General features: G+C 37.2%; 22 protein-coding genes and 1 riboswitch. Of the genes, 10 read left to right on the top strand and 12 right to left on the bottom strand.

Annotated elements, in window-relative coordinates:
• Window positions 1-94 precede the first annotated feature (94 nt).
• The 3 genes from JEM49_RS01120 to JEM49_RS01110 are packed head-to-tail and all read right to left on the bottom strand — an operon-like array spanning window position 95 to window position 2235.
• The gene (locus JEM49_RS01120) at window positions 95-733 is read right to left on the bottom strand and encodes an NAD(P)H-binding protein (protein ID WP_087176613.1); all 639 of its coding nucleotides are present in this window, start codon (window positions 731-733) and stop codon (window positions 95-97) included.
• An 18-nt stretch (window positions 734-751) separates the two neighbouring features.
• The gene (locus tag JEM49_RS01115; protein ID WP_025005599.1) at window positions 752-1408 is read right to left on the bottom strand and encodes an alpha/beta fold hydrolase; all 657 of its coding nucleotides are present in this window, start codon (window positions 1406-1408) and stop codon (window positions 752-754) included.
• A gap of 11 nt (window positions 1409-1419) precedes the next feature.
• Window positions 1420-2235 (bottom strand): glycosyltransferase family 2 protein, encoded by an 816-nt coding sequence (locus JEM49_RS01110; protein ID WP_191335625.1) that lies wholly within the window; start codon window positions 2233-2235, stop codon window positions 1420-1422.
• 158 nt (window positions 2236-2393) lie between these two features.
• Between JEM49_RS01110 and JEM49_RS01105 the strand changes: the two genes are divergently transcribed.
• Entirely contained in the window at window positions 2394-3338 is a 945-nt protein-coding gene (locus JEM49_RS01105; RefSeq protein WP_201873273.1) for a DUF1002 domain-containing protein, read from the top strand.
• Between the two features lie 45 nt (window positions 3339-3383).
• Here JEM49_RS01105 and JEM49_RS01100 read toward each other — a convergent pair whose 3' ends face one another.
• Window positions 3384-4142, bottom strand: a complete 759-nt coding sequence (locus JEM49_RS01100; RefSeq protein WP_087176616.1) for a ribonuclease H family protein — start codon at window positions 4140-4142, stop codon at window positions 3384-3386.
• A gap of 87 nt (window positions 4143-4229) precedes the next feature.
• On the opposite strand from JEM49_RS01100, the gene JEM49_RS01095 reads away from it, so the two are divergent.
• On the top strand, window positions 4230-5156 hold the full coding sequence (locus JEM49_RS01095; RefSeq protein WP_025005603.1) for an alpha/beta hydrolase: 927 nt from the start codon (window positions 4230-4232) through the stop codon (window positions 5154-5156).
• A gap of 21 nt (window positions 5157-5177) precedes the next feature.
• On the top strand, window positions 5178-6635 hold the full coding sequence (gene cls / locus JEM49_RS01090; protein ID WP_201873271.1) for a cardiolipin synthase: 1458 nt from the start codon (window positions 5178-5180) through the stop codon (window positions 6633-6635).
• On the opposite strand, the gene JEM49_RS01085 is transcribed toward cls, so the two are convergent.
• Entirely contained in the window at window positions 6630-7109 is a 480-nt protein-coding gene (locus JEM49_RS01085; protein ID WP_025005605.1) for a hypothetical protein, read from the bottom strand. The two genes, cls and JEM49_RS01085, sit on opposite strands and share 6 nt — an antisense overlap.
• Window positions 7110-7200: 91 nt before the next feature.
• Here JEM49_RS01085 and JEM49_RS01080 point away from each other — a divergent pair, with 91 nt between their 5' ends.
• Genes JEM49_RS01080 through JEM49_RS01070 form a run of 3 tightly spaced genes read left to right on the top strand, consistent with a single transcriptional unit; the run spans window position 7201 to window position 9248 of the window.
• Complete coding sequence (locus tag JEM49_RS01080) at window positions 7201-7905, top strand: NAD-dependent protein deacylase (protein ID WP_191451193.1); 705 nt, start codon at window positions 7201-7203, stop codon at window positions 7903-7905.
• 49 nt (window positions 7906-7954) lie between these two features.
• Window positions 7955-8473 carry a methylated-DNA--[protein]-cysteine S-methyltransferase gene (locus tag JEM49_RS01075; protein ID WP_191451194.1) on the top strand — a complete coding sequence of 173 codons (519 nt, stop codon included), beginning with the start codon at window positions 7955-7957 and terminating at the stop codon, window positions 8471-8473.
• Entirely contained in the window at window positions 8460-9248 is a 789-nt protein-coding gene (locus tag JEM49_RS01070; protein ID WP_087176620.1) for a TerC family protein, read from the top strand. The genes JEM49_RS01075 and JEM49_RS01070 overlap by 14 nt, the downstream gene beginning before the upstream one ends.
• Window positions 9249-9285: 37 nt before the next feature.
• Here the strand turns inward: JEM49_RS01070 and JEM49_RS01065 are convergent, their stop codons facing one another.
• Window positions 9286-9648 carry a DUF488 domain-containing protein gene (locus tag JEM49_RS01065; protein WP_087176621.1) on the bottom strand — a complete coding sequence of 121 codons (363 nt, stop codon included), beginning with the start codon at window positions 9646-9648 and terminating at the stop codon, window positions 9286-9288.
• A 69-nt stretch (window positions 9649-9717) separates the two neighbouring features.
• Here JEM49_RS01065 and JEM49_RS01060 point away from each other — a divergent pair, with 69 nt between their 5' ends.
• The 4 genes from JEM49_RS01060 (at window position 9718) to JEM49_RS01045 (ending at window position 14059) form a co-directional block, all read left to right on the top strand.
• On the top strand, window positions 9718-10350 hold the full coding sequence (locus JEM49_RS01060; protein ID WP_201873269.1) for a DNA-3-methyladenine glycosylase: 633 nt from the start codon (window positions 9718-9720) through the stop codon (window positions 10348-10350).
• Window positions 10351-10398: 48 nt separating this feature from the next.
• Window positions 10399-10572, top strand: a riboswitch (Lysine riboswitch).
• 105 nt (window positions 10573-10677) lie between these two features.
• A complete protein-coding gene (locus tag JEM49_RS01055) occupies window positions 10678-12291 on the top strand; it encodes an ABC transporter substrate-binding protein/permease (protein WP_201873267.1) in 1614 nt (537 codons plus the stop codon).
• Window positions 12291-13046, top strand: a complete 756-nt coding sequence (locus JEM49_RS01050) for an amino acid ABC transporter ATP-binding protein (protein ID WP_013436961.1) — start codon at window positions 12291-12293, stop codon at window positions 13044-13046. Before JEM49_RS01055 ends, JEM49_RS01050 begins: the two co-directional genes overlap by 1 nt.
• A gap of 80 nt (window positions 13047-13126) precedes the next feature.
• A complete protein-coding gene (locus JEM49_RS01045) occupies window positions 13127-14059 on the top strand; it encodes a DUF805 domain-containing protein (protein ID WP_201873265.1) in 933 nt (310 codons plus the stop codon).
• A 98-nt stretch (window positions 14060-14157) separates the two neighbouring features.
• Here JEM49_RS01045 and JEM49_RS01040 read toward each other — a convergent pair whose 3' ends face one another.
• The 6 genes from JEM49_RS01040 to JEM49_RS01015 all read right to left on the bottom strand — a co-directional run bounded on the left by JEM49_RS01040 (window position 14158) and on the right by JEM49_RS01015 (window position 19601).
• Window positions 14158-15072, bottom strand: coding sequence for an HNH endonuclease (locus JEM49_RS01040; RefSeq protein WP_201873262.1), 915 nt, complete (start codon window positions 15070-15072; stop codon window positions 14158-14160).
• A complete protein-coding gene (locus tag JEM49_RS01035; protein WP_013436958.1) occupies window positions 15073-15717 on the bottom strand; it encodes a YfbR-like 5'-deoxynucleotidase in 645 nt (214 codons plus the stop codon).
• 198 nt (window positions 15718-15915) lie between these two features.
• Window positions 15916-17049: a glycosyl hydrolase family 8 gene (locus JEM49_RS01030; RefSeq protein WP_201873261.1), complete on the bottom strand. Its 1134-nt coding sequence runs from the start codon at window positions 17047-17049 to the stop codon at window positions 15916-15918.
• Window positions 17050-17058: 9 nt separating this feature from the next.
• Window positions 17059-18366 carry a glycosyltransferase family 2 protein gene (locus JEM49_RS01025; protein ID WP_201873260.1) on the bottom strand — a complete coding sequence of 436 codons (1308 nt, stop codon included), beginning with the start codon at window positions 18364-18366 and terminating at the stop codon, window positions 17059-17061.
• 131 nt (window positions 18367-18497) lie between these two features.
• Window positions 18498-19358, bottom strand: a complete 861-nt coding sequence (locus JEM49_RS01020) for a hypothetical protein (protein WP_201873252.1) — start codon at window positions 19356-19358, stop codon at window positions 18498-18500.
• 102 nt (window positions 19359-19460) lie between these two features.
• Window positions 19461-19601 (bottom strand): hypothetical protein, encoded by a 141-nt coding sequence (locus JEM49_RS01015; RefSeq protein ID WP_003548644.1) that lies wholly within the window; start codon window positions 19599-19601, stop codon window positions 19461-19463.
• Window positions 19602-19629 lie beyond the last annotated feature (28 nt).

Raw genomic sequence — 19629 nt, 5'->3', positions numbered from 1 at the left:
AAAAAAGCTGACTGCTAGGTCAGCTTGGCCCTATCCATCCCCGCATTAAAATACGGGGATTTTCGGGCGTTTTTCATTAAAATGATCCACATTTTTAATACCAGCTAGGCTTATCTCCTTCAGTACCTGGCTTACCTAAGCCAATTGATTCGCCAACGTCTTCTTTAGGATTCTTGATCAAATGATAAACATATGCGGCAACTGACTTACGTGATACTTCAGTATCCTTGATTGGTTCACCCTTCTTAGACTTTTCATAATCTACTTCATCTTTATTGTCCATCCAAGTTGGACGAATAATGGTGTAGTCTAAGCCAGATTCTTCAATTCTCTTAGCAGCCTTGGCATATTCAGTAATGTAGTCACCTAAAGTTTCCTTGTTCCATTCACCAAACTTGCCTGGAACTTCATCATAAATGCCCAAAGTAGAAATCCAAATCAATCTCTTAACGCGGGCATTCTTCATTGCTTCAATAACGGCTTCTGCTTCAAGATCAATATCATCTTTGCCGCCTAAGTTAGCGTAAACAATGTCTTGGCCCTTCATAGCTTTTTCAAGTTGTGCGGCATCAGTTGCGCTGCCTTCAAAGATTGTAGCTTGATTCTTTTTATCTTCCATACGCTTAGCATTACGTAAAAATAATGAAGGTTGAACTTCTTTATCTGCAAACAAAAATCTTTCAGCAATTTGGGCTACTTGTCCGTGAGCACCAAGTACTACAACTTTAACCATAATTTTTCTCCTTTTTAATTATTTACAAAATTCTTTAATCAAATCTAATAGCTTAAGGCTACGCACTGCATAGCTATCGTGTGTTTGACGTGGCATAATAACTAATCTCGCATTGGGCATAAATTGACTATACCAGCGAACGTGTTCCACCTTAACCCAATCTCTTTCTCCAACTACACAAAGTGTTGGTATCGTGATTTTCTTCAAATCATCAACAGAGATAAAGGACTCGGTTAATTCGACACGACTATCACGATCAAGCTTCAAAAAGCGGTGAAACCCTTCAGTTAAGTAGTGGTATGGACGAATGCCGGCACCATTAACAAATACCCCAGCAACAATCATTTTCTTAAAAATTGTTGGATATTTTCTAGCTAGCATCATCGCAACTAATCCACCTGCATCAAAACCGAAGCAGTAACATCCTTCGATGCCTACTTGCTTAATAAAGGCATAAACGTCTTCCACTTCAGTATGATAGTGTTCCGCAATATCACCTTCACTTAATCCATGACCACGCATATCGAGTACATAAACCGTGTAATAAAGAGAAAGTGGGGCAACGATTTTATCAAACATGCCCCCATCTAGATGGTGACCATGTAAAAGAAGCAAAGGTGCCCCTTTGCCTAGTTTATGATAATAAAATTCGATGCCATTAACTTTTTCTTTCATAAAAACCTCTCTTATTGAGCGTCACTATCACGCAAAGCTGAACGATCTAGCTTTTTACGCATCTTTTCTTCTTCACGATCTTTCATAATAGTTTTAATGATCTTGTGCCATACACGATAATTACCGCGAAAATTATCCGCTACCTTCTTAAAGTTAGGTTGGTGAATAATACTGCCTTTTCTTTGCCAATAATGATAATACGGCTTTTGAGTATAGTACACACCTCTAGCTACTGAAGTATATTTAACGTTAAAAATCTGATCCTCTAATAAAGAGATATCACGATCAAATCTTAAGTGATATTTATTGATAATCGCTGTTTTATAAGCTTTGTTCCAGCTATATCCCTTCATTGGTGAACCAAATACATTAGTTAATTTAAGGTAAGTTTCACCACGTGTTAAAAATCCACCTTCTGGGTGGCCAACAACACGTTCTTTTTTATCAGGGTAATCAATCCAATAACCGCATGATACAAGATTTACATTTGGATGTTCTTCAAAGGCATTAATAAAGAATGCAGTATAGCCTGGATCTACCCAATCATCGCCATCATGAAAGGTGACATATGGCGTGTCGATATATTTTATACCAACATTACGTGCGTCAGAAGGCCCTCCATTTTCCTTTTGAATTAATTTGAAATATGGAAAACGGGAGGCATAGCTTTGCGCTACCTCAACCGAATTGTCAGTTGAGCCATCATCAACCACAATTAGCTTAAATGCTTTATTAACTTGCTTAAGCAAAGCATCGAAAGCACGTGGCAAGTATTGTGCCGTATTATAAACCGGCATAATAATAGTTAACTTTGGCACTTGTAACATAATGTCCCCCTTTATTGCTACTTATTATATCATCTTTAAGAATCAGTTCGAAATTAAGAAAGTTTTAGAATATGCTCCTATTAAATTTTTAAAAATTTCTAGTATAATGAGGCGTATTAAACAGAATATATTTTCGATGAAGAGGAAGAAGATTAATCATGAAAAAATCACTTACATTAATTACGGCAATTTTGCTTAGCGTTGTCGCGATACTTTCTTTTGGCAAAAAACAGACAGTACTCGCTGACGACGACACCCCAGTGGTCACTCTGGGAACATCTTTAACCGAATCACAAAAACAAGGTACTCTGAAAACCTTAACTGCTCCATTAAATGGCGGCAATTATCAAACCATTACAGTTACTGGTTCAGACCTAGTTAAATATTTAAACCCATCTGGTGATAATTTCACCACTTCATCTGGTGTTTGGTCCAGTGCAATGATTCAAAAAACAAATAGTGGCTCTGGAATCAACGTTAAAATTTTAGACTATAACGGTAAAAACAATATCACAACTATTACCGCTAACCAATACAAAAATGCAGCTTTAACCGCAGGAATTACTGATGCTAATATTTATGTAACCAGTGCTATTCCGATTGATGGTTCTGGTGCTTTAGCCGGTGTTTATGCCTCATATGCTAAAAACGGTAATGCTTTAAATCAAAAACAAGTTAATGCAGCTCAAGATGAAATGAATACTTTGAGTGGCATTACCCAAGACAACAAGGGCAAAAAAGGTTATTCTGATGCTCAATTGAACAATGCGGTTGCTGGCGCCAAATCAGAAATGGCTAAACAAGGACAAAATATTTCTGACAGCCAAATTCGTGATATTGTGAATAATCAAATTAATATTAATCACTTAGGCAACACCATTAACAACAATCAAAAGAATCAAATTATTAATTTGTTAATTGAAATTCGTGATTCTGGTGCTTTAAAGAATGGAGATTTTAAAGGCCAAGCTGCTAAGCTTTCTAACCAAATTGAAAATGGTGCTAAGAACATCTTCAATAAATTCAACACTCCTGAAAACCGCAATCTTTTCCAACAAATTTGGGATAGCATTGTCAATTTCTTCAGTGGTTTGTTTAAGTAAACAAAAATACCTGATTTTTTGAAATCAGGTATTTTTTTATGCTTTTTACATTTTATTGTCCATATAGCGATTTAATTCATGATCCACAAATTCATTGCCTCGATTATTGGCGTGGCCTTTAGTCCATTCAAATGTACTATCTGGGAAATGCTTAAGCAAACGATCAAGTTCTTGCCATTCTGCCACATTTTTTAAAGGTCCGCCAGAACGCTTCCAACCGCGTTTCTTCCAACCGGCTAACCAGTGCTGATTAATTGCATTTAAAACATACTTAGAATCTAGCACAAACAATAAATGCTTTTCATTAAAGCCAAGCTCAATTAGTTTTTTCAAAGCATTAATCAAAGCAGTCTGTTCCATCTTATTGTTAGTTGCACCATATTCACCGCCTGAATCATGAACTTCTTGATCATCCCATTCAATCAAATAAGCCCACGCTGCTTTATCAGTTTTCTTAACATGGCCGCCCTTATATACGCCTGTATTACGAGTACCGCCATCAGTATAAGTCACTGCAAAAAACTCTACGGTTGAATGCGCCGTTACTTTTTTAGCTTGTGGCTTATTTTTTACTCTATTACTTTCTTGTTTAATCTTGGCAATGGCATTTTGCAAGGTATCTTCACCCTTTTGCAAAATATCTCCCTGAGTCCCATTGTTTAAACCTAGATAGTCAGTCGCATCAGTAATATTTTCAAATGACTTATACTCTGCTCCGGAAAAACCATCTACCTGCTTTTTTGCATCATCCCACGTGCGGTAGACGCCTGGTACACGACCATTTTTTACAGCATAAAACTTCATGATTCACCTCAAAAACAAAAAATCTCTACCCAATGTTAAAATATAATTATTATTCATTATAGGGAATTATGTAAGAAGGTGGCAAAAATGTTCTTTAACTCCAAAAAATATGCCGAAGAAGCTGAAAAGAACCATAAATATGATCTAAAACAAGAACCCAGCATGTTTAACATGATCTCATTAGGTCTGCTTGCTTCCTTTGCCCCTACACGTATCTTTCTCAAGTTACGCAAACGACACATCGAAAACAAGGCAGTAATTCAAGAAAGTTCAGTAAAGCAAGTTCCTATTATTTACTTCCATGGCTTTCGCGGTGGAGATTACACTACTAATGTAATGGTTCATCAAGCAATGCATGATAAGGGAACCGATAAATTTTTAAAGGTTACGGTTGATTTATTAGGCAACTTCAAATTAGAAGGTACTTGGTCCGGCGATGAGCATCCTATTGTACAGGTTGCCTTTCGTCAAAGAATTGTGGGAATTTACGGCATTGATTATTATCTTAGCTTTGTTTTACCCTTTCTTTCTAAAAAATATCACTTCAAAAATTATATTGCTGTAGCTCACTCTTTAGCCTGTCCTTGCATCATTAGAACGGAAATGAAGCATGCCTCTAGTAAAACTTTCCCTCATTTAATTAAATGTGCGTTAATTGCCGGCCCCTTTGACGGTGTTACTTATCTAGGCGATATCCCTAACGTAAATATTCTTAATGAGAATGGCCGTCCTAGTGTCATGAATCCTCATTATTTATATTTGCTTTTTAATCGCCGAAAATTCAATTCAAATATTTCAGTGCTAAATATCTACGGCAATGTTCTTGATAACACTAACACTGATAAATTTATTTCTGTAGTTTCAGCTAAAAGCATCCGCTACATTTTGGCTCCTAAAGCACATTTCTACCAAGAAGTAGAAGTTCGCGGCAAAAATGATGCAGAACATAGTTGGATGCATGATAATCCATTCGTTATTGATATTGTTGATAAATTTCTCAATTTAAAAAAATAGACTGTATTTGGGAGGAAGAACATGGTCTGGTGGCATGATTTTATCAGAATTATCTTTATTACTAACACACTCCTTGCTTTTTACATCGTTTTCCACCGAAGGCGATCAGTTTCTACAACTTGGGCCTGGTTAATTATTTTGCTTATTTTTCCAGTAGTTGGTCTTACTCTTTATGCATTTTTCGGCCGGGGTATTTCCCAGGAAAATATTTTTTCAATTAATAAGCAACACCACATTGGCTTACGCAACGTTCAAAAATCAATTGCTAAAGCACCCAAAGAAGTCAGCCCCTCTGACACTTCTAAATTAGGCGAAATCGCGATTCATTTTTTTAACCGCAATAATGAATCTCCTCTCACCAAAAACAACAACGTGGAACTCTATACTGAGGGTGAAACCTTCTTTCATGATTTGCTCAAAGACATAGTTCGAGCAAAGAAAACTATCAATGTAGAGTTTTATACTTTTTATAGCGACAATATTGGTAACCGTGTTTTACAACTTTTAATCCAAAAGGCTAAACAAGGTGTAAAAGTACGAGTTATCTATGATGCCTGGGGATCAATGGGTGCAACCAAGGCCTGGTTTGATCAATTACGCAAAGCCGGCGGAGAGGTTTTGCCTTTTATTACTTCCAGAAATATGATCACTAGATATCGAATTAACTATCATTTGCACCGTAAGATTGTTGTAATCGATGGGCGTATTTCCTGGACTGGTGGCTTCAATATCGGTGATCAATACTTAGGAAGGAAAAAGAAATTTGGTCATTGGCGTGATAGTCAGGTGCGCATCGTCGGCTCTGCTTCTTTGTTATTGCAAGAGCGATTCGTGATGGACTGGAACGCTTCAATCAAACGTCCTGAACAAATTATTCGCTTTAACGATACGCTTTTCCCTGATCTTGATGAAAAAAAGATCCATCGCGGAGATGTTGCTACACAGATCATTTCTGATGGCCCTGACCGTTATATTCCCTATATGCGTAACGGTATGATGCGCTTAATGCAGCTAGCGAGAAAAAGATTATGGATTCAAACACCTTACTTAATTCCTGACGATGCCGTCTTTGCCACATGGCAAACTATCGCTATGTCTGGTGTCGATGTGAGAATCATGATCCCGTGCAAGCCCGATCACCCTTTTATTTACCGGGCTTCTCAATGGTATGCCAATGAGCTTACACGCTGCGGCGTAAAAATTTATATTTATGAAGACGGCTTCTTACATGCCAAGACTACTATCATCGATGATTATTTTTCTACCGTTGGTTCGATGAATCAAGATTATCGTTCATATGATCTTAACTTTGAAGACAATGCCATTTTCTATGATAAAAAATTTACTAAAAAAATGATCGAAGTTTTTGAAGCAGATATGAAAAAGTCTCACTTGCTTACTCACGAGGAAATAAAAAAGCAAGGTCGTATATTACGAACCTTGCAAAGTTTTTCACGGATGCTTTCCCCAATCTTATGATTGGATTTCAACGGGAATATTTTTACCTATATATTTTTGCAATGCGGCAATAACTTCGTTAACTTGAATTCGAAACCGCATCATATATGCCTTATTATTGTTAGTTCTAAAAATGGCCATTACTAATGGCTTTTTAGGATTAGGGACATTAATTAATGTGACACTAGAGATTTCATCGTACTTAACCGTTCGCTTAAAGTAACCTGAAACCACCATTTTTTTAGGACTAAAACCTGAAAAACCATCAACTATGCTAATTAACAAGAATAAGGCTAAAAATACGTTTAAACCTGGATCACCTTTTTCAATGTAGTTCCAGGTAAAACCTAACCAAATAAAAATAATTGCCCAAACGATTGAGGAGATACGATAGTGTCCACGAAATTCTACTTTAGCTTGCCAATACCAACTGTAGCAAGCATAAGCTAGCATCAATATATTAACTACAATGTAAAAATAAGACATATAAGCCATAAAAATCCCCTCAAAAAATTTATTTCTTTTAATTATAACAAAGACAGGATTCATAATTAAACAAACAGATTATAGAACAGAGGCATAAACTATGAAAAAATCTGATTTAATAGAATTGCAACAAGAAATTGATAAAGCAAACCACATCGTTTTTTTAACCGGCGCAGGTGTCTCAACTCATTCAGGCATTCCTGATTATCGTTCAAAAAATGGGATTTATAACGGCGTGCAAGAAAGTCCGGAAAATATTCTTAGTGAAAGCACTCTTTACAACCGTCCAGGATTTTTCTACCAATTTGTAATGAATAATATGTATTTCCCAGACGCTAAACCCAACCTAATCCACCAAAAAATCGCTCAAATTTGCAATCAAAAAGGTGATCTTATTACCCAAAATATTGATTGTTTGGATACGAAAGCCGGAAATAAACACGTGACAGAGTTTCATGGAAATCTATATAATATATATTGTACTAAATGTCACCATTCAATTTCTTACGAAAAATATTCTCAAAATTACATCCATCAAAATTGCGGTGGCATTATTCGACCAGACATAGTACTATATGGTGAATCAATTAAGCCTGAAACTTTAACTAAATCCGTTGAAATTATGCAAAAATCTGATTTAGTTATTATTTGTGGGACAAGTTTTGTAGTTTATCCATTTGCTCAACTTTTGGCCTATCGCAATGAGAAAGCAAAGATTTTTTCCATTAACAAAACTAAGATTCCTGCATCAGGAATTAAACAAATTATTGGTGACGCTCTTGATGTATTTAAAATATTGAATTAATATAACATTTAATATTTTCAAAGTGAAAATTTATGTAGGTGGTGAAAACATGGTAGAGGTTTTTTATTATGATTATGTGACGATCAAACCATGGACTTACTTTTTAACAGCTTCCAGATTTGGTTTGACTTACGTAGGGCTCAAAGGTGACAAAAGCGTTTCTCCCATTTTTAGCTTTTATCCTCACCGAATGCTTGTACATGATCCTAAAAAATTAGCTCCATATATTGAACAATTAAAAGAATATTTCGCTGGAACAAGAAAAAAGTTTGATGTTCCGATTGATATTTCTGAATTTGGCACTGAATTCCAAAGAAAAACATTACAAGTTGTGCAAAATCTTCCATATGGTTTTACAGCCAGTTACGGTGATATTGCAACATCATTACCTAACGCTACTTCTGCACGCGCAGTAGCACATGCGGTAGCGTTAAATCCTGTTTTGATTTTTATTCCAGACCACAGAGTTATTCTCTCCAATAATCAAGTGGGAACTTATCGTCTAGGACAAAAAGAAAAAGTTAGGTTAATTGATTTAGAAAAGAGTCATATGCATGGCAATCTTTAAAATGTATGCCCCATTTTTTGACCTAGGCAACTGGACTCATGTTTTAACCAGTGGTAAAGATTGGATGATTATCCTAACCCTGATTTTAATGGAATGTTTGCTTTCCGTTGACAATGCCGTAGTTTTAGCAGCACAAACGCAAGTGTTGCCTACAAAAGCAGAAAAGGAAAAATCATTATTATATGGTTTATGGGGTGCCTACCTTTTCCGCTTTATTGTTATCGGAATTGGAACATATTTAATTCATTTTTGGGAAATTAAATTAGCTGGTAGTATTTATTTATTCTACCTAGCTTTTAAGTTTTTCTATGATCAGCGTCACCCTAAACAAGCCGCTGAACGTGAAAAAGAAAAGGAAGAGCGTGAGGCCGCTCACCATAAAGGAAAGAAAAAGAAGAAACACGTTTTGTCTTTATTCTGGCGAACGGTTATCTCAATTGAATCCATGGATATCGTATTTTCTATCGACTCAGTTCTGGCGGCATTAGCTGTCTCAAGTAATCCTGTCGTAGTTTTAATCGGTGGAATGATCGGTATTCTCTGCATGAGAGGGGTTGCCGAAATAATTATTAAATTAATGGATATCATCCCTGAATTACAGCCAATGGCTTATCTATTAATTGGGATTATCGCCTTAAAATTACTTTTAGCACTTCCACCTCTTCGTTTTGAATTACCAAACATGGTTTTCGCCATCATTGTTTTTACTATTTTAACTTTGACTATTCTTTTCCACTTCTGGCGTGTTAAACGTCATGGACATAAGCATATTTAAAATAAAAAAGCTTATCTGTTATGATAAGCTTCTTTATTTACTTCAATTTCTTTTCTACATATTTCTTCAAAACAACCGCTTGATTATGTTCCCTATTTTTAGCCCCATAAAGAAAGAGTACATCACCTATTTTCAATTTCTCTTGTACAGTTTTGATAAACTCAGGCATAAAATCATTGGCATCTAATTCTGTAATATACTTTTGTTCAAATTCCGGGAACTTCTCATCCTCATGATTAAACCATTTTCTTAAATCATTTGTCGGTCCAATCTGCTTATCCCATTCATCCAGGGCCGCTTTAACTTTGCTTATTCCTCGTGGCCACATACGATCAACTAATATTCTATAGCCAGCAGGTTGCTCATGATCATAAATTCTTACTAATTTTATTTCACTCATTTGAAAGAATCCTCTCTTTTAGATTAGTCTATAACTAAGATTAAAAAATTTAAACCAGAAAGGCGTTAAATGAACTACACAAATTACTTTACTAATCGTCCAACTGATGAAATTACACACGATTTAATTGGACGACCTCTTATTTATAATGAGGGAAAAGAAAAATTAGGTGGCTATATTGTCGAGGCTGAAGCGTACATGGGCAAAGATGATCGTGCAGCCCACTCTTATGGCGGTCATCGCAGTCCCGCTAACGAAGGACTTTACCGCCGCGGCGGCACCATTTATATCTACGCACAAAGACAATATTTCTTTTTTGATGTTGCCTGTCAAGAAGAAAATGAACCACAAGGGATTCTTATCAGAGCAATTGAACCTGTTTGGGGAATTGATACTATGATTAAAAACAGAAACGGCAAAAGCGGCGTTTTGCTTACTAATGGCCCAGCCAAAATGATGCAGGCTTTTGGAATACACGACAAGAATTGGAATTTGCATTTTCTTTCTGATTCTCCATTTATAATTGATCTTGAAGACAAACACAGAAAACCTGCCCAAGAGATTATTGCAGATAAACGCGTGGGTATTAATCAATCTGATCCTATTTGGGCTAATAAAAAACTACGTTATTACGTAGCTGGAAATCCTTACGTTTCAGATATGAAAAAGAGAAATTATGCTAAAGATAATGGATGGACTTGACATATTTTAATTTTTCTTTTATTATCTTTCCATAGTTAAATAATTTTCCAATGCAATAGAGGTTGCGACAACCACAAGATAATTCAGAGTCCGCGAAGACAATGAAGGTTATCTTAGGGCTGCCGCCGAAATGGATTTAACATTCGCGTGTTGATCTGTTGGGCTATAGAACAATATTCTATAGACTGTCCTGGTTAGTCCCCAGGGAGCGCTATAAGATTTGGTTTTAATACTGATGATTATGACCTCGTTGCTGATGAAGCACCGAGGTTTTTATTTACGCTTTATTGTATTGGCTTTATGTTGAAAACATTGGAGGGTTTTTCATTGAAGTCAAGATTTAGATGGATTGCAGCATTACTAACAATCCTGATCGGTTTATTTATTGGATTCAGCTTTAACAGCCGAGAGACTCAAGCTGCTAAAAAAGATTCCAGCGTATTAAAAATAGGTATGGAAGCTAACTATCCACCATACAATTGGACTCAACCTAAGAAGACAAACGGTGCTGTGCCAATTGATGGCTCAAATTCTTATGCAAATGGTTATGACGTTCAAATCGCCAAAATTATTGGTAAGAGACTTCACAAAAAAGTTGTGGTTGAAAAGACTCAATGGGATGGTTTATTACCTGCTTTAACTTCCGGCAAAATTGATTTAATCATCGCTGGTATGAGTCCTACTGCTGAAAGACGTAAGGCTATCAACTTTTCAGAGCCATACAGAAAGAGTACTTTCGTTGTTATTACCAATAAAGCAAGTAAATACTCAAATGCTAAGAAATTATCTGATTTTAAGGGTGCTAAGTTAACTGCTCAACAAGGTACTTTGCACTACGATTTAATCAAGCAATTAAAGGGTGCTAAGCGTGAACCAGCTATGCGTGACTTCTCAGCCATGCGTCAAAGTTTAGCTTCTGGTACCATCGATGGTTATGTTGCAGAAGACATCGAATTCGAAAGTTACCACAGCGTTAACCCTAACATCATTGCCGTTAACTTGAACAAGATGGCTGGTTTCCACGTTGATCATGATGATTCCGTAACTAGTATTGGTGTTAAAAAGGGCAACACTAAATTACTTAACGAAGTTAACGCTACTTTAAGAACTATTTCTAACAAAAAGCGTGATCAATTGATGTCACAAGCCGTTAAGGAACAACCTAAGGCTGGTAACGAAACTAAGAAGGAAAACTGGTTAGTAACTACCTGGAAGCAATACGGTGGCATGATCATGTCCGGTATTGGTATGACTTTACTTTTAGCCTTAGTTGGTACTATTGTTGGTTTCTTTATCGGTTTGCTTGTAGGTATCGTTCGTACCATCCCTACCCCAACTACTCGCGGTAAGCGTTGGGCTTTAAACTTCGTAAAATGGTTATTATCAGTTTACGTTGAAATTTTCCGTGGTACTCCAATGATGGTTCAGGCCGCTGTAATTTACTACGGTATTGCTCAATTCTGGCACTTAAACTTAAACAGAACTATTGCCGCTTTAATCATTGTTTCAATCAATACTGGTGCCTACCTTGCCGAAGTTATCCGTGGTGGTATTATTTCTACTCCAGAAGGACAATTTGAAGCAGCTAGTGCACTTGGTATGACTCACAACCAAAGAATGTGGCACATCATCTTGCCTCAAGCTATTAGAAACTGTTTACCATCAATCACCAACGAATTTATCGTTAACATCAAGGATACTTCAGTATTGAGTATCATCTCAGTTTCTGAATTGTTCTTCGTTGGTACTACTATTGCCAGTCAATCATTCAAGTTCTTCCCAACTTACTTAATGATTTCAGCAATCTACTTAATTTTGACATTTACTATTACCAGAATCTTCAACTTTATTGAAAAGAAACTTGAAGGTAAAAAGAACTACAACTTGATGGCTAACCAAGTTCAAGTTGGTACTCCAAAAGATGCGGAGGCAAACAATTAATGACTGAATCAAACGAAGTAATTTTAAGTTTAAAGCATATGCAAAAGTCCTATGGGGCTCACAAGGTATTGAAGGACATTTCTTTCGATATCAACAAAGGCGAGATCGTGACCATCATTGGTCCTTCCGGTGGTGGTAAGTCTACTACCCTTCGCTGCATCAACTTGCTCGAAGAACCTACTGGTGGCGAGATCGATTTCCACGGTGAAAACATTTTGGCACCTGGTTACAACCGTAATACCTTTAGATCCAAGGTCGGCATGGTATTCCAGCAATTCGACTTATTCGAAAACAAGAATGTTTTGGAAAACTGCATGATCGGCCAAGAATTGGTCCTCAAGCGTTCAAAAGACGAAGCACGTAAGATTGCTATGGAGAACCTTAAAAAGGTTGGTATGGATCCATTTATCAAGGCTAAACCACAACAATTATCTGGTGGTCAACAACAGCGTGTTGCTATTGCCCGTGCGATTTCAATGAATCCAGAAGTTTTATTGTTCGACGAACCAACTAGTGCCCTTGACCCAGAAATGGTTGGCGAAGTACTAGACGTTATGCAAAAGCTTGCTACAACCGGTTTGACGATGGTGATCGTTACCCACGAAATGGGCTTTGCCAAGAGCATTTCAGACCGTGTATTGTTCATCAGTGACGGTATCATTACTGAACAAGGTTCACCTGATCAAATCTTTGATCATCCAAAGAACGAAAAAACACAAAAGTTCCTGAGTAACTTCAGAAAAATGGACTTTTAAAATTTTAAAAGCAGAGAAGTTTGATTACTTCTCTGCTTTTTTAGTTTATAATTAATAAAAAATTAATTGGAGGAATATTTATGAATGAAAGAGTGTATTACTTCGTCAAATCGTATGATGAAGATTTACCAAAACCACCCGCAGAAAGTTTTGGTCAAATTTTAAACGAAACCTACTTGCATCCCTTCGATTGGAGCGCAAGAACCACTCGTAAGTCCTACTGGTGGAGCGTCTTAACCAACTTCATTATTGCCATTTTAGCTATTGTAGTTGGCTTCTATGCTTTCAATGAAGGCCTTAATCCGGGTATCAGAGTAATCGACGCTGTGGTTGCGATTGCTATCTATGTCTGGGTATTTCTAGCTGGTCTTGGTCAAATGATCCGTCGTTTGCATGACGTTGGCTACAGCGGCTACTGGTACTGGGCTACCTTCACTGGTTATGGCACAATGTTTATGTTTTACTTAGTACTTCAACCATCTGTCCAACACAAGGTTAAATGGGGCAAGTACTTGTTCAGCGATCAAGATTATCCTGAGGACGGCGCAAAAAGTAATGTTCCTATACCAACTATTGGTCAAATCTTGAAGGAACACTTCTTTGACTGCTTCAAGTGGGATGCTAGATCTACTAGAACCTCATTCTGGGTAGGTACTGCAATTAGCCAAGTTATCATGACAATCGGCGTACTTGCTTGTTACCTACTTGCTTTCATGCTTTTAGCTCCTTTCAGCGTTACTGAATTTGATTCTGGCGATGCCAAGGTAATCGGTGTAATCTTCATCATTTTTATTATTTTCTTTATTGCAGCAGCTATTTGGGCCTTTTTAGCACAATTAGGTCACACTGTTCGTCGTCTGCACGACGCAGGCTTTAACGGTGGTTGGTGGTGGCTGGGCGTAATTCCTTACGTTGGTCAACTGTTGCTAGCATTCTTGCTCTTCCACCCTACTGTCCAAAATGAAGTTAAATGGGACAAATATTTATTTGATCCAGAAGATCGAATTAGATAGATCAAAATTAAAAAGATCATTCCTATATGGGGATGATCTTTTTAAAACTCATTTTCTATTTTAAATTGAGTTTACAAAAAATAGCGCTTTTTTACGTTTTAAATAATATCCTTATTTTCCTTAATGCGAGCTAATTTCCAGCCCGTATCAAAATACATCTTGCGCGTTTGACGCAAATCATCATAATCACTTTGTAAACTATCAATGGCATCCTGTAAGCTCTTATTTTGCTTTCTAATCGCATTTAGCTCAGGATCATTGATCACACCCTTAAGGTGTACTTGAGCCGCTAAATAGCGCCGACGATGCTCAAATTCTTCTCTCAAAGTACCCAGCGCATCTTCATACTTAACTAGCTTTTTATTGATCTCAGAAATTTGATCATTAAGTTGAATAAACAACTTATAAGGCATATCCGACTTAATTCGGTTGCATTCCGCACAAGCTAAAGTTAAATTATCTAAGCTGTTGTTGTGACTAAGAGAAACAGGATCCTTATGATCTACGCTGCGGCCACGTCTGCCGCAATATTGGCAGCGGTATTTATACTTGGCCCGAATGCGTTCACGATCAATAAAATCAACTTCGTTTAACTGGAAATTGATCTCCAAATCCATTCCCTTTAAATTTTGCTCAAAAGTTACGCCTTGGTTAGGCACATAATTAAGCTTGCCATCTTCGCTTTTAATTACCGCCAAATTCAAATCAGACCTTTTAATCTGTTGGCGGGCGATTTCATTGCCATCATAATCTTGTAAAAAGGCCTCGTATTTTTTACGGTCCTTTTTATTTTTCACAATAAAACCTGATTGATCTTGTTTCTTTGCACCGACAAACGTGTAAAGCAAGCTTTGAGCAAAAGTTGCGACCGCATCATTTGCGTAATCTTCCGGATTCAGGTTGCGCGTGATACAAATGTCGCAAATACTGGTCAACTTAGGATTCATTAACCCCTCTTGCTTAAAATGCAAAGAGTCCATGCGTAGCCCGCATGAACTACATTGAAATTTCACCTAATCATCCCCTAACAATAGAATGCTAAAAGCTATTCGTTGCATCTTATCCTTTCCCGCGAAATCACCTTTAAAAAGATCTGGCAAAATTTTCTTAATAAAGTATTGTACGCAAACTAAATCGTCGAACTTCTTGATCGTTTCAAGACTTTCCTTGAACATTTGCATATAAACCGGGTTCGGATTACCTAATTCGATTTCTCCATAAGCTTCATATAACAAATCTAATTTATCACAGATTGATAAAATTTTACCCTCTAAAGTATCATCTTTGCCTTCTGAGAGACGTTTAGTATAAATTTCTTGAAATTCTTCTGGAATCTCATCCTTAATGAACTTGGTGGTCATTGTTTCTTCAACGTCACCAATCATCTTTCTAAGTTGAGGAGTAGCGTATTTAACCGGTGTCTTAATATCACCGATGAAACGTTCAGTATAATCGTGATTCAAACTCTTTTCGTAAAGGGCCTTCCAATTGATCTTCTTATTGCCGTGAACTTCTTCGATATCACCCATCATTTGTGCGAGTTCAGCTGTTCTGAAGCAGTGATCAGCTACTGAGTGGTGGTGGTACTTGAAGTAACCTGGTGCACGATCGATTGACTCTAAACTGTTAAAACCTTGAATGTATGCATTTAATCCCATTTTTTGTCCTCCTCTTAAAAATTTATTGCTAAAAATGTTTAAAAATTTTTACTATGTTATCAAAAATCAAAATAAGATGCAAATATAGCTGCCATAATGGTCGGTATCCTAGCTTTGCGACGAGCATTTGCCGGGATGCAAGAACAAGTGAATAAATAAAAACAAAAATAAAAAAAGTCCCACTTTTGTGGGATTTTTTTATAGCTTATCAGCATCTAAAGCAGCCATTGTCGTCAATGCGGCATCATAATAATTATTTCGCGGTAAATGACGCGTAAAAATATACTGCTGAGACATGAACAAATCGTCATAGCCTTCATTTCGATTGAACGATACGGCATCGAAAATCGGTGCACTGAAGCTGGCAGACTGGTACTTGTTTAATGGCTTGCCTTTTAGAGTATAGCCTGCTGTTATGGTGTTTTGCTTACTAAAGAATTTAAGCATCCTCTTTAAAGTGTTCTGTGCTGAGCGATCATTGCATCCCGCCAACATCATCGGAACACGACAAGCATTAGCAGAATAGTAGCCATCATTTTCTGTTGAAATAGTCTTGGGCTTAACCGGTTTGGCGTCATTTTTGCTTACCCAAGCAAAATCAGGCACTAAGCCAGTTTTATTTTGATGACTGAGCTGGTTAAGTCGCTTAAGCATCGTATTTTTGATCACGAGCCAGCGCTTATCATCTGTTTCTTGATAAAAGTTGTCGAAGAATTCCGGCATCACATCAGAAGTCCGCATTAAATTGTAGTACTTGGACTTCGAATCAGCCCAGTCTCCGACAGTCAGCGTTTCAGTATCAGGATTGTACTCATAGCGCAAAATATCTTGCAAAATGGCATGCGCTTCTTTTTGATACTTATCATCATGCCACTGCTTGCTGGCTAGTAATAATGCCTGGGCAATAAATAAGTCACCGTCTGTGGCACTATTTTTATTAATCGTCCAGTGACCATTATTTTCAACGGCACGCCAAGACATTAATGCTGTCTTGTCTTTATTAATCGTTTCGCGGTGCTTGAGATAAAAATTATTCAGTTGATCAAAATATTCTTTCTTGCTCCACTTTCTTTTAGCAGACAAAACAGCAATATACATGCCGTAGCCTTGCCCTTCAGATAGCGCGGTTCTGGTTTTTGTTTTTGGCGTCGTATCAATAAAACTCTCTTGTTTATTAACTTTAACAACGTAATCTTCGTGCCATTGTCTATAAAAATTGTGGCGCAATTGGCTACCGTTTTGCAATCGTACATATGCCATAATCCCTGAAAAAATAGCGATAATAACTATAAAATACAGGGATAAATGATGATTATGATTTAGTCTCTTCATTTTTCTTCCTTAATCGGCAAATCTCTTCGTCTTAACCCACTTAGTACTATCACGGTGGAACAATCTATCGGCCGTAACTGAACATACTGCATGAACGGAAACTACGATAAACAATTGCGAATATGAGAAATATGAGGCCAAGGCTAGCCAAATTTGCCCAGTAGTTGCCTGGCCAAACTGCGTACACATGGCCGCATAAATTTGCAAAATATAAAGCAAAATCATCAGTAGCCAATTAAGCAACAAAATCTGTGCCAGCAAGATGTTGCTTGAAGTAATTGTGAATGGCAATTGCACTCCTGGCTGCCAAATGTGGACGATCATTGCAATCACATTGGCTAAGAAAATAATGTCAGACAAAATAATTGCGGCATTAAACCAGAAGAAAGTACATGAGTAATAAAACGCTTCTAGTTTTACGCGCCAATTGCTTCGATCAAACAAGTGCTTGAAGTTGTTGATGACCACTTCGTAGTTGCCTTTAGCCCAGCGCAAACGCTGGAAGTAATAGTCCTTCAATCTTTCTGGTTCTTGCTGGAAAGCTTCAGAGTTATAAGCCAGTGCAATCAATTTGCCTGAGCCCATAATCTTAAAGGAAATATCGGTATCTTCGGTCAAGGCACCATTACGCCAGCCACCGATTGATTCTACATATTCTTTATTAATAATGAAATTAGTACCTGGAATTCGGCCAATTTTGAACAATTGCCAAATACCGCAGTGTTGAATTCGCTGCGTTACAACGATCTCTTGGTTGATACATCTAGTTAAAAAGTTCTGCTTAGCGTTACGCGTTTTATTTCTACCAAAAGCCGCCATATAACGCTTAGGATTTTCCAACACTTTTCGAACTAAAAAGTACAGCGCATTGCTTTCAGGCATGGCATCTGCATCATAAACGCCTAGGTATTCACCGTGAGCAATTTTCAAGGCATCGTTTAAAACTCCGGCCTTACCACCGGTACCGGTTCGTCTAATTACTTTAGCGTTACGATTTTTAAACCTTTCTTCTGCTAAAACACTGTCTAGAACATCAGCAGTATGGTCCTCACAGTTATCCGCGTAAAATAAGACTTCTAATTTATCCTTAGGATAATTAAGATTCAAAATTGCTGTCGCCGTATTTTTAATTACCAATTCTTCGTTATGGGCTGGGACAACGATCGTCACTTTAGGATAACGAGGAAGCGGTGTGATTTTAACTAAAACCTTGCTGTGCTTTAGCCAAAATGCAATTGCCCCACTTAGAGTAACCATCGACATGAGCAGCGATAGCCAAATCGAAATCAACGTAATTATCTGCATTACATCACTCATTGTCATTCTTCCTCTTCGATTTAATCAAAGTCTGGTTCACATTACTTAAAATTTTTAATGTACAAAAGAAAATGATGAAAAAACAGATGCTAAAAATCAACGTAATGCCAACTGCCAAAAAGTAAAACCAATTAGTCATTTTGATCAGCCTTCAAATATTCCACAATGATATCTGTTTCTAGGCCTCGTTCCAAATGCTTAAAGAGCTTGTCCAGATCAGAAAACTTTTCACAGTTTTGCAAGTTTACTTTCTGAGTTGCTACCTTAAGCATCAACGGAATTCCGGTATCCAATTTTTGCAAAGCAATGTAAGCTTGCTCATCTAATTCCTTATACATCTCATCTGTAACTCTAGGTGAAAGGATCAAGAATTTACCATCGCCAGTGTAATAGATAAACTCGCATCTTAGGCGTGTCTCCTTTAAAATCTTGGCAATCTCACGTAATAACTTGGCATGATATTGTGGATGGTGCTCTTCGACTTGTTGGTGATGTGCCCAACTGATCAATTCCGCATTAACCCAAATATTCATGTCAGGGTAACGTTTCATCTTTCTCAGATAATCTTCATAAAGTTTACTTGCATTGTAATAAGTCTGCAGCTTCACGTTTAAATCATAGTGGCCTATCAAACGCTTAGCATCGCTTTCACGACCAAAGACAATACTCCAGTCCAAAATATGGTGTCGCACCACACTTAATAAAATTGCTTCAACCGGAAAGGCAATAATCAAGAATGTCTTTTCAGTACTTGCCATTACCACATACCCCAGCAGCAAAAAAGCAACTGCAACTGTAGTCAAAATAATAATCAGCCAACTAACTAAGTATCTAGCTGAAAATAGGCCAACGAAGATTGCTAATACAAAAATCATTAACAAACCGTTAATCACGTTAATTTGGAAAGAATCCGCTAGCCAAAATGTAATAATTGGAAAAAGCAGTGCTGCCAGCAGTGCAAAATATACTAGTCTAATATATTTTTTATTCATAACCTACCCTTCTCAAAATTCCCATTGCATGAAAAAAGGCTACTAACAAATCTAACGATCTCTTAGTAGCCCTCCTCTGTTTCTTAATTTTAAAAAACGAAATTACTTGTTTTCGTCTTTTGCGGCCTTGTTCAAGAAAGCAACAACTGCTGCTACGTGAGCAACACGCTTCTTTGCGTTTCTCTTGTTCTTAGGTCTTTGGTTTGGTTCACAACCAGTGTTGTAATTTTCACCTTTACGCATATGCTATACTTCCTTTCAGATTTTCGAA

Source organism: Lactobacillus sp. A27 (assembly GCF_016742815.1).
In the GTDB taxonomy this organism is placed as follows: Bacteria; Bacillota; Bacilli; order Lactobacillales; family Lactobacillaceae; genus Lactobacillus; species Lactobacillus gallinarum.
The sequence above is the reverse complement of the archived record's forward strand: the minus strand, read 5'-3'. Positions and strand labels throughout refer to the sequence as shown.

Coding starts and splice junctions, on each gene's coding strand:
- JEM49_RS01120 (WP_087176613.1), bottom strand. CDS start 733: ATGGTTAAAGTTGTAGTACTTGGTGCTCACGGACAAGTAGCCCAAATT.
- JEM49_RS01115 (WP_025005599.1), bottom strand. CDS start 1,408: ATGAAAGAAAAAGTTAATGGCATCGAATTTTATTATCATAAACTAGGC.
- JEM49_RS01110 (WP_191335625.1), bottom strand. CDS start 2,235: ATGTTACAAGTGCCAAAGTTAACTATTATTATGCCGGTTTATAATACG.
- JEM49_RS01105 (WP_201873273.1), top strand. CDS start 2,394: ATGAAAAAATCACTTACATTAATTACGGCAATTTTGCTTAGCGTTGTC.
- JEM49_RS01100 (WP_087176616.1), bottom strand. CDS start 4,142: ATGAAGTTTTATGCTGTAAAAAATGGTCGTGTACCAGGCGTCTACCGC.
- JEM49_RS01095 (WP_025005603.1), top strand. CDS start 4,230: ATGTTCTTTAACTCCAAAAAATATGCCGAAGAAGCTGAAAAGAACCAT.
- cls (WP_201873271.1), top strand. CDS start 5,178: ATGGTCTGGTGGCATGATTTTATCAGAATTATCTTTATTACTAACACA.
- JEM49_RS01085 (WP_025005605.1), bottom strand. CDS start 7,109: ATGGCTTATATGTCTTATTTTTACATTGTAGTTAATATATTGATGCTA.
- JEM49_RS01080 (WP_191451193.1), top strand. CDS start 7,201: ATGAAAAAATCTGATTTAATAGAATTGCAACAAGAAATTGATAAAGCA.
- JEM49_RS01075 (WP_191451194.1), top strand. CDS start 7,955: ATGGTAGAGGTTTTTTATTATGATTATGTGACGATCAAACCATGGACT.
- JEM49_RS01070 (WP_087176620.1), top strand. CDS start 8,460: ATGGCAATCTTTAAAATGTATGCCCCATTTTTTGACCTAGGCAACTGG.
- JEM49_RS01065 (WP_087176621.1), bottom strand. CDS start 9,648: ATGAGTGAAATAAAATTAGTAAGAATTTATGATCATGAGCAACCTGCT.
- JEM49_RS01060 (WP_201873269.1), top strand. CDS start 9,718: ATGAACTACACAAATTACTTTACTAATCGTCCAACTGATGAAATTACA.
- JEM49_RS01050 (WP_013436961.1), top strand. CDS start 12,291: ATGACTGAATCAAACGAAGTAATTTTAAGTTTAAAGCATATGCAAAAG.
- JEM49_RS01045 (WP_201873265.1), top strand. CDS start 13,127: ATGAATGAAAGAGTGTATTACTTCGTCAAATCGTATGATGAAGATTTA.
- JEM49_RS01035 (WP_013436958.1), bottom strand. CDS start 15,717: ATGGGATTAAATGCATACATTCAAGGTTTTAACAGTTTAGAGTCAATC.
- JEM49_RS01030 (WP_201873261.1), bottom strand. CDS start 17,049: ATGAAGAGACTAAATCATAATCATCATTTATCCCTGTATTTTATAGTT.
- JEM49_RS01025 (WP_201873260.1), bottom strand. CDS start 18,366: ATGAGTGATGTAATGCAGATAATTACGTTGATTTCGATTTGGCTATCG.
- JEM49_RS01020 (WP_201873252.1), bottom strand. CDS start 19,358: ATGAATAAAAAATATATTAGACTAGTATATTTTGCACTGCTGGCAGCA.
- JEM49_RS01015 (WP_003548644.1), bottom strand. CDS start 19,601: ATGCGTAAAGGTGAAAATTACAACACTGGTTGTGAACCAAACCAAAGA.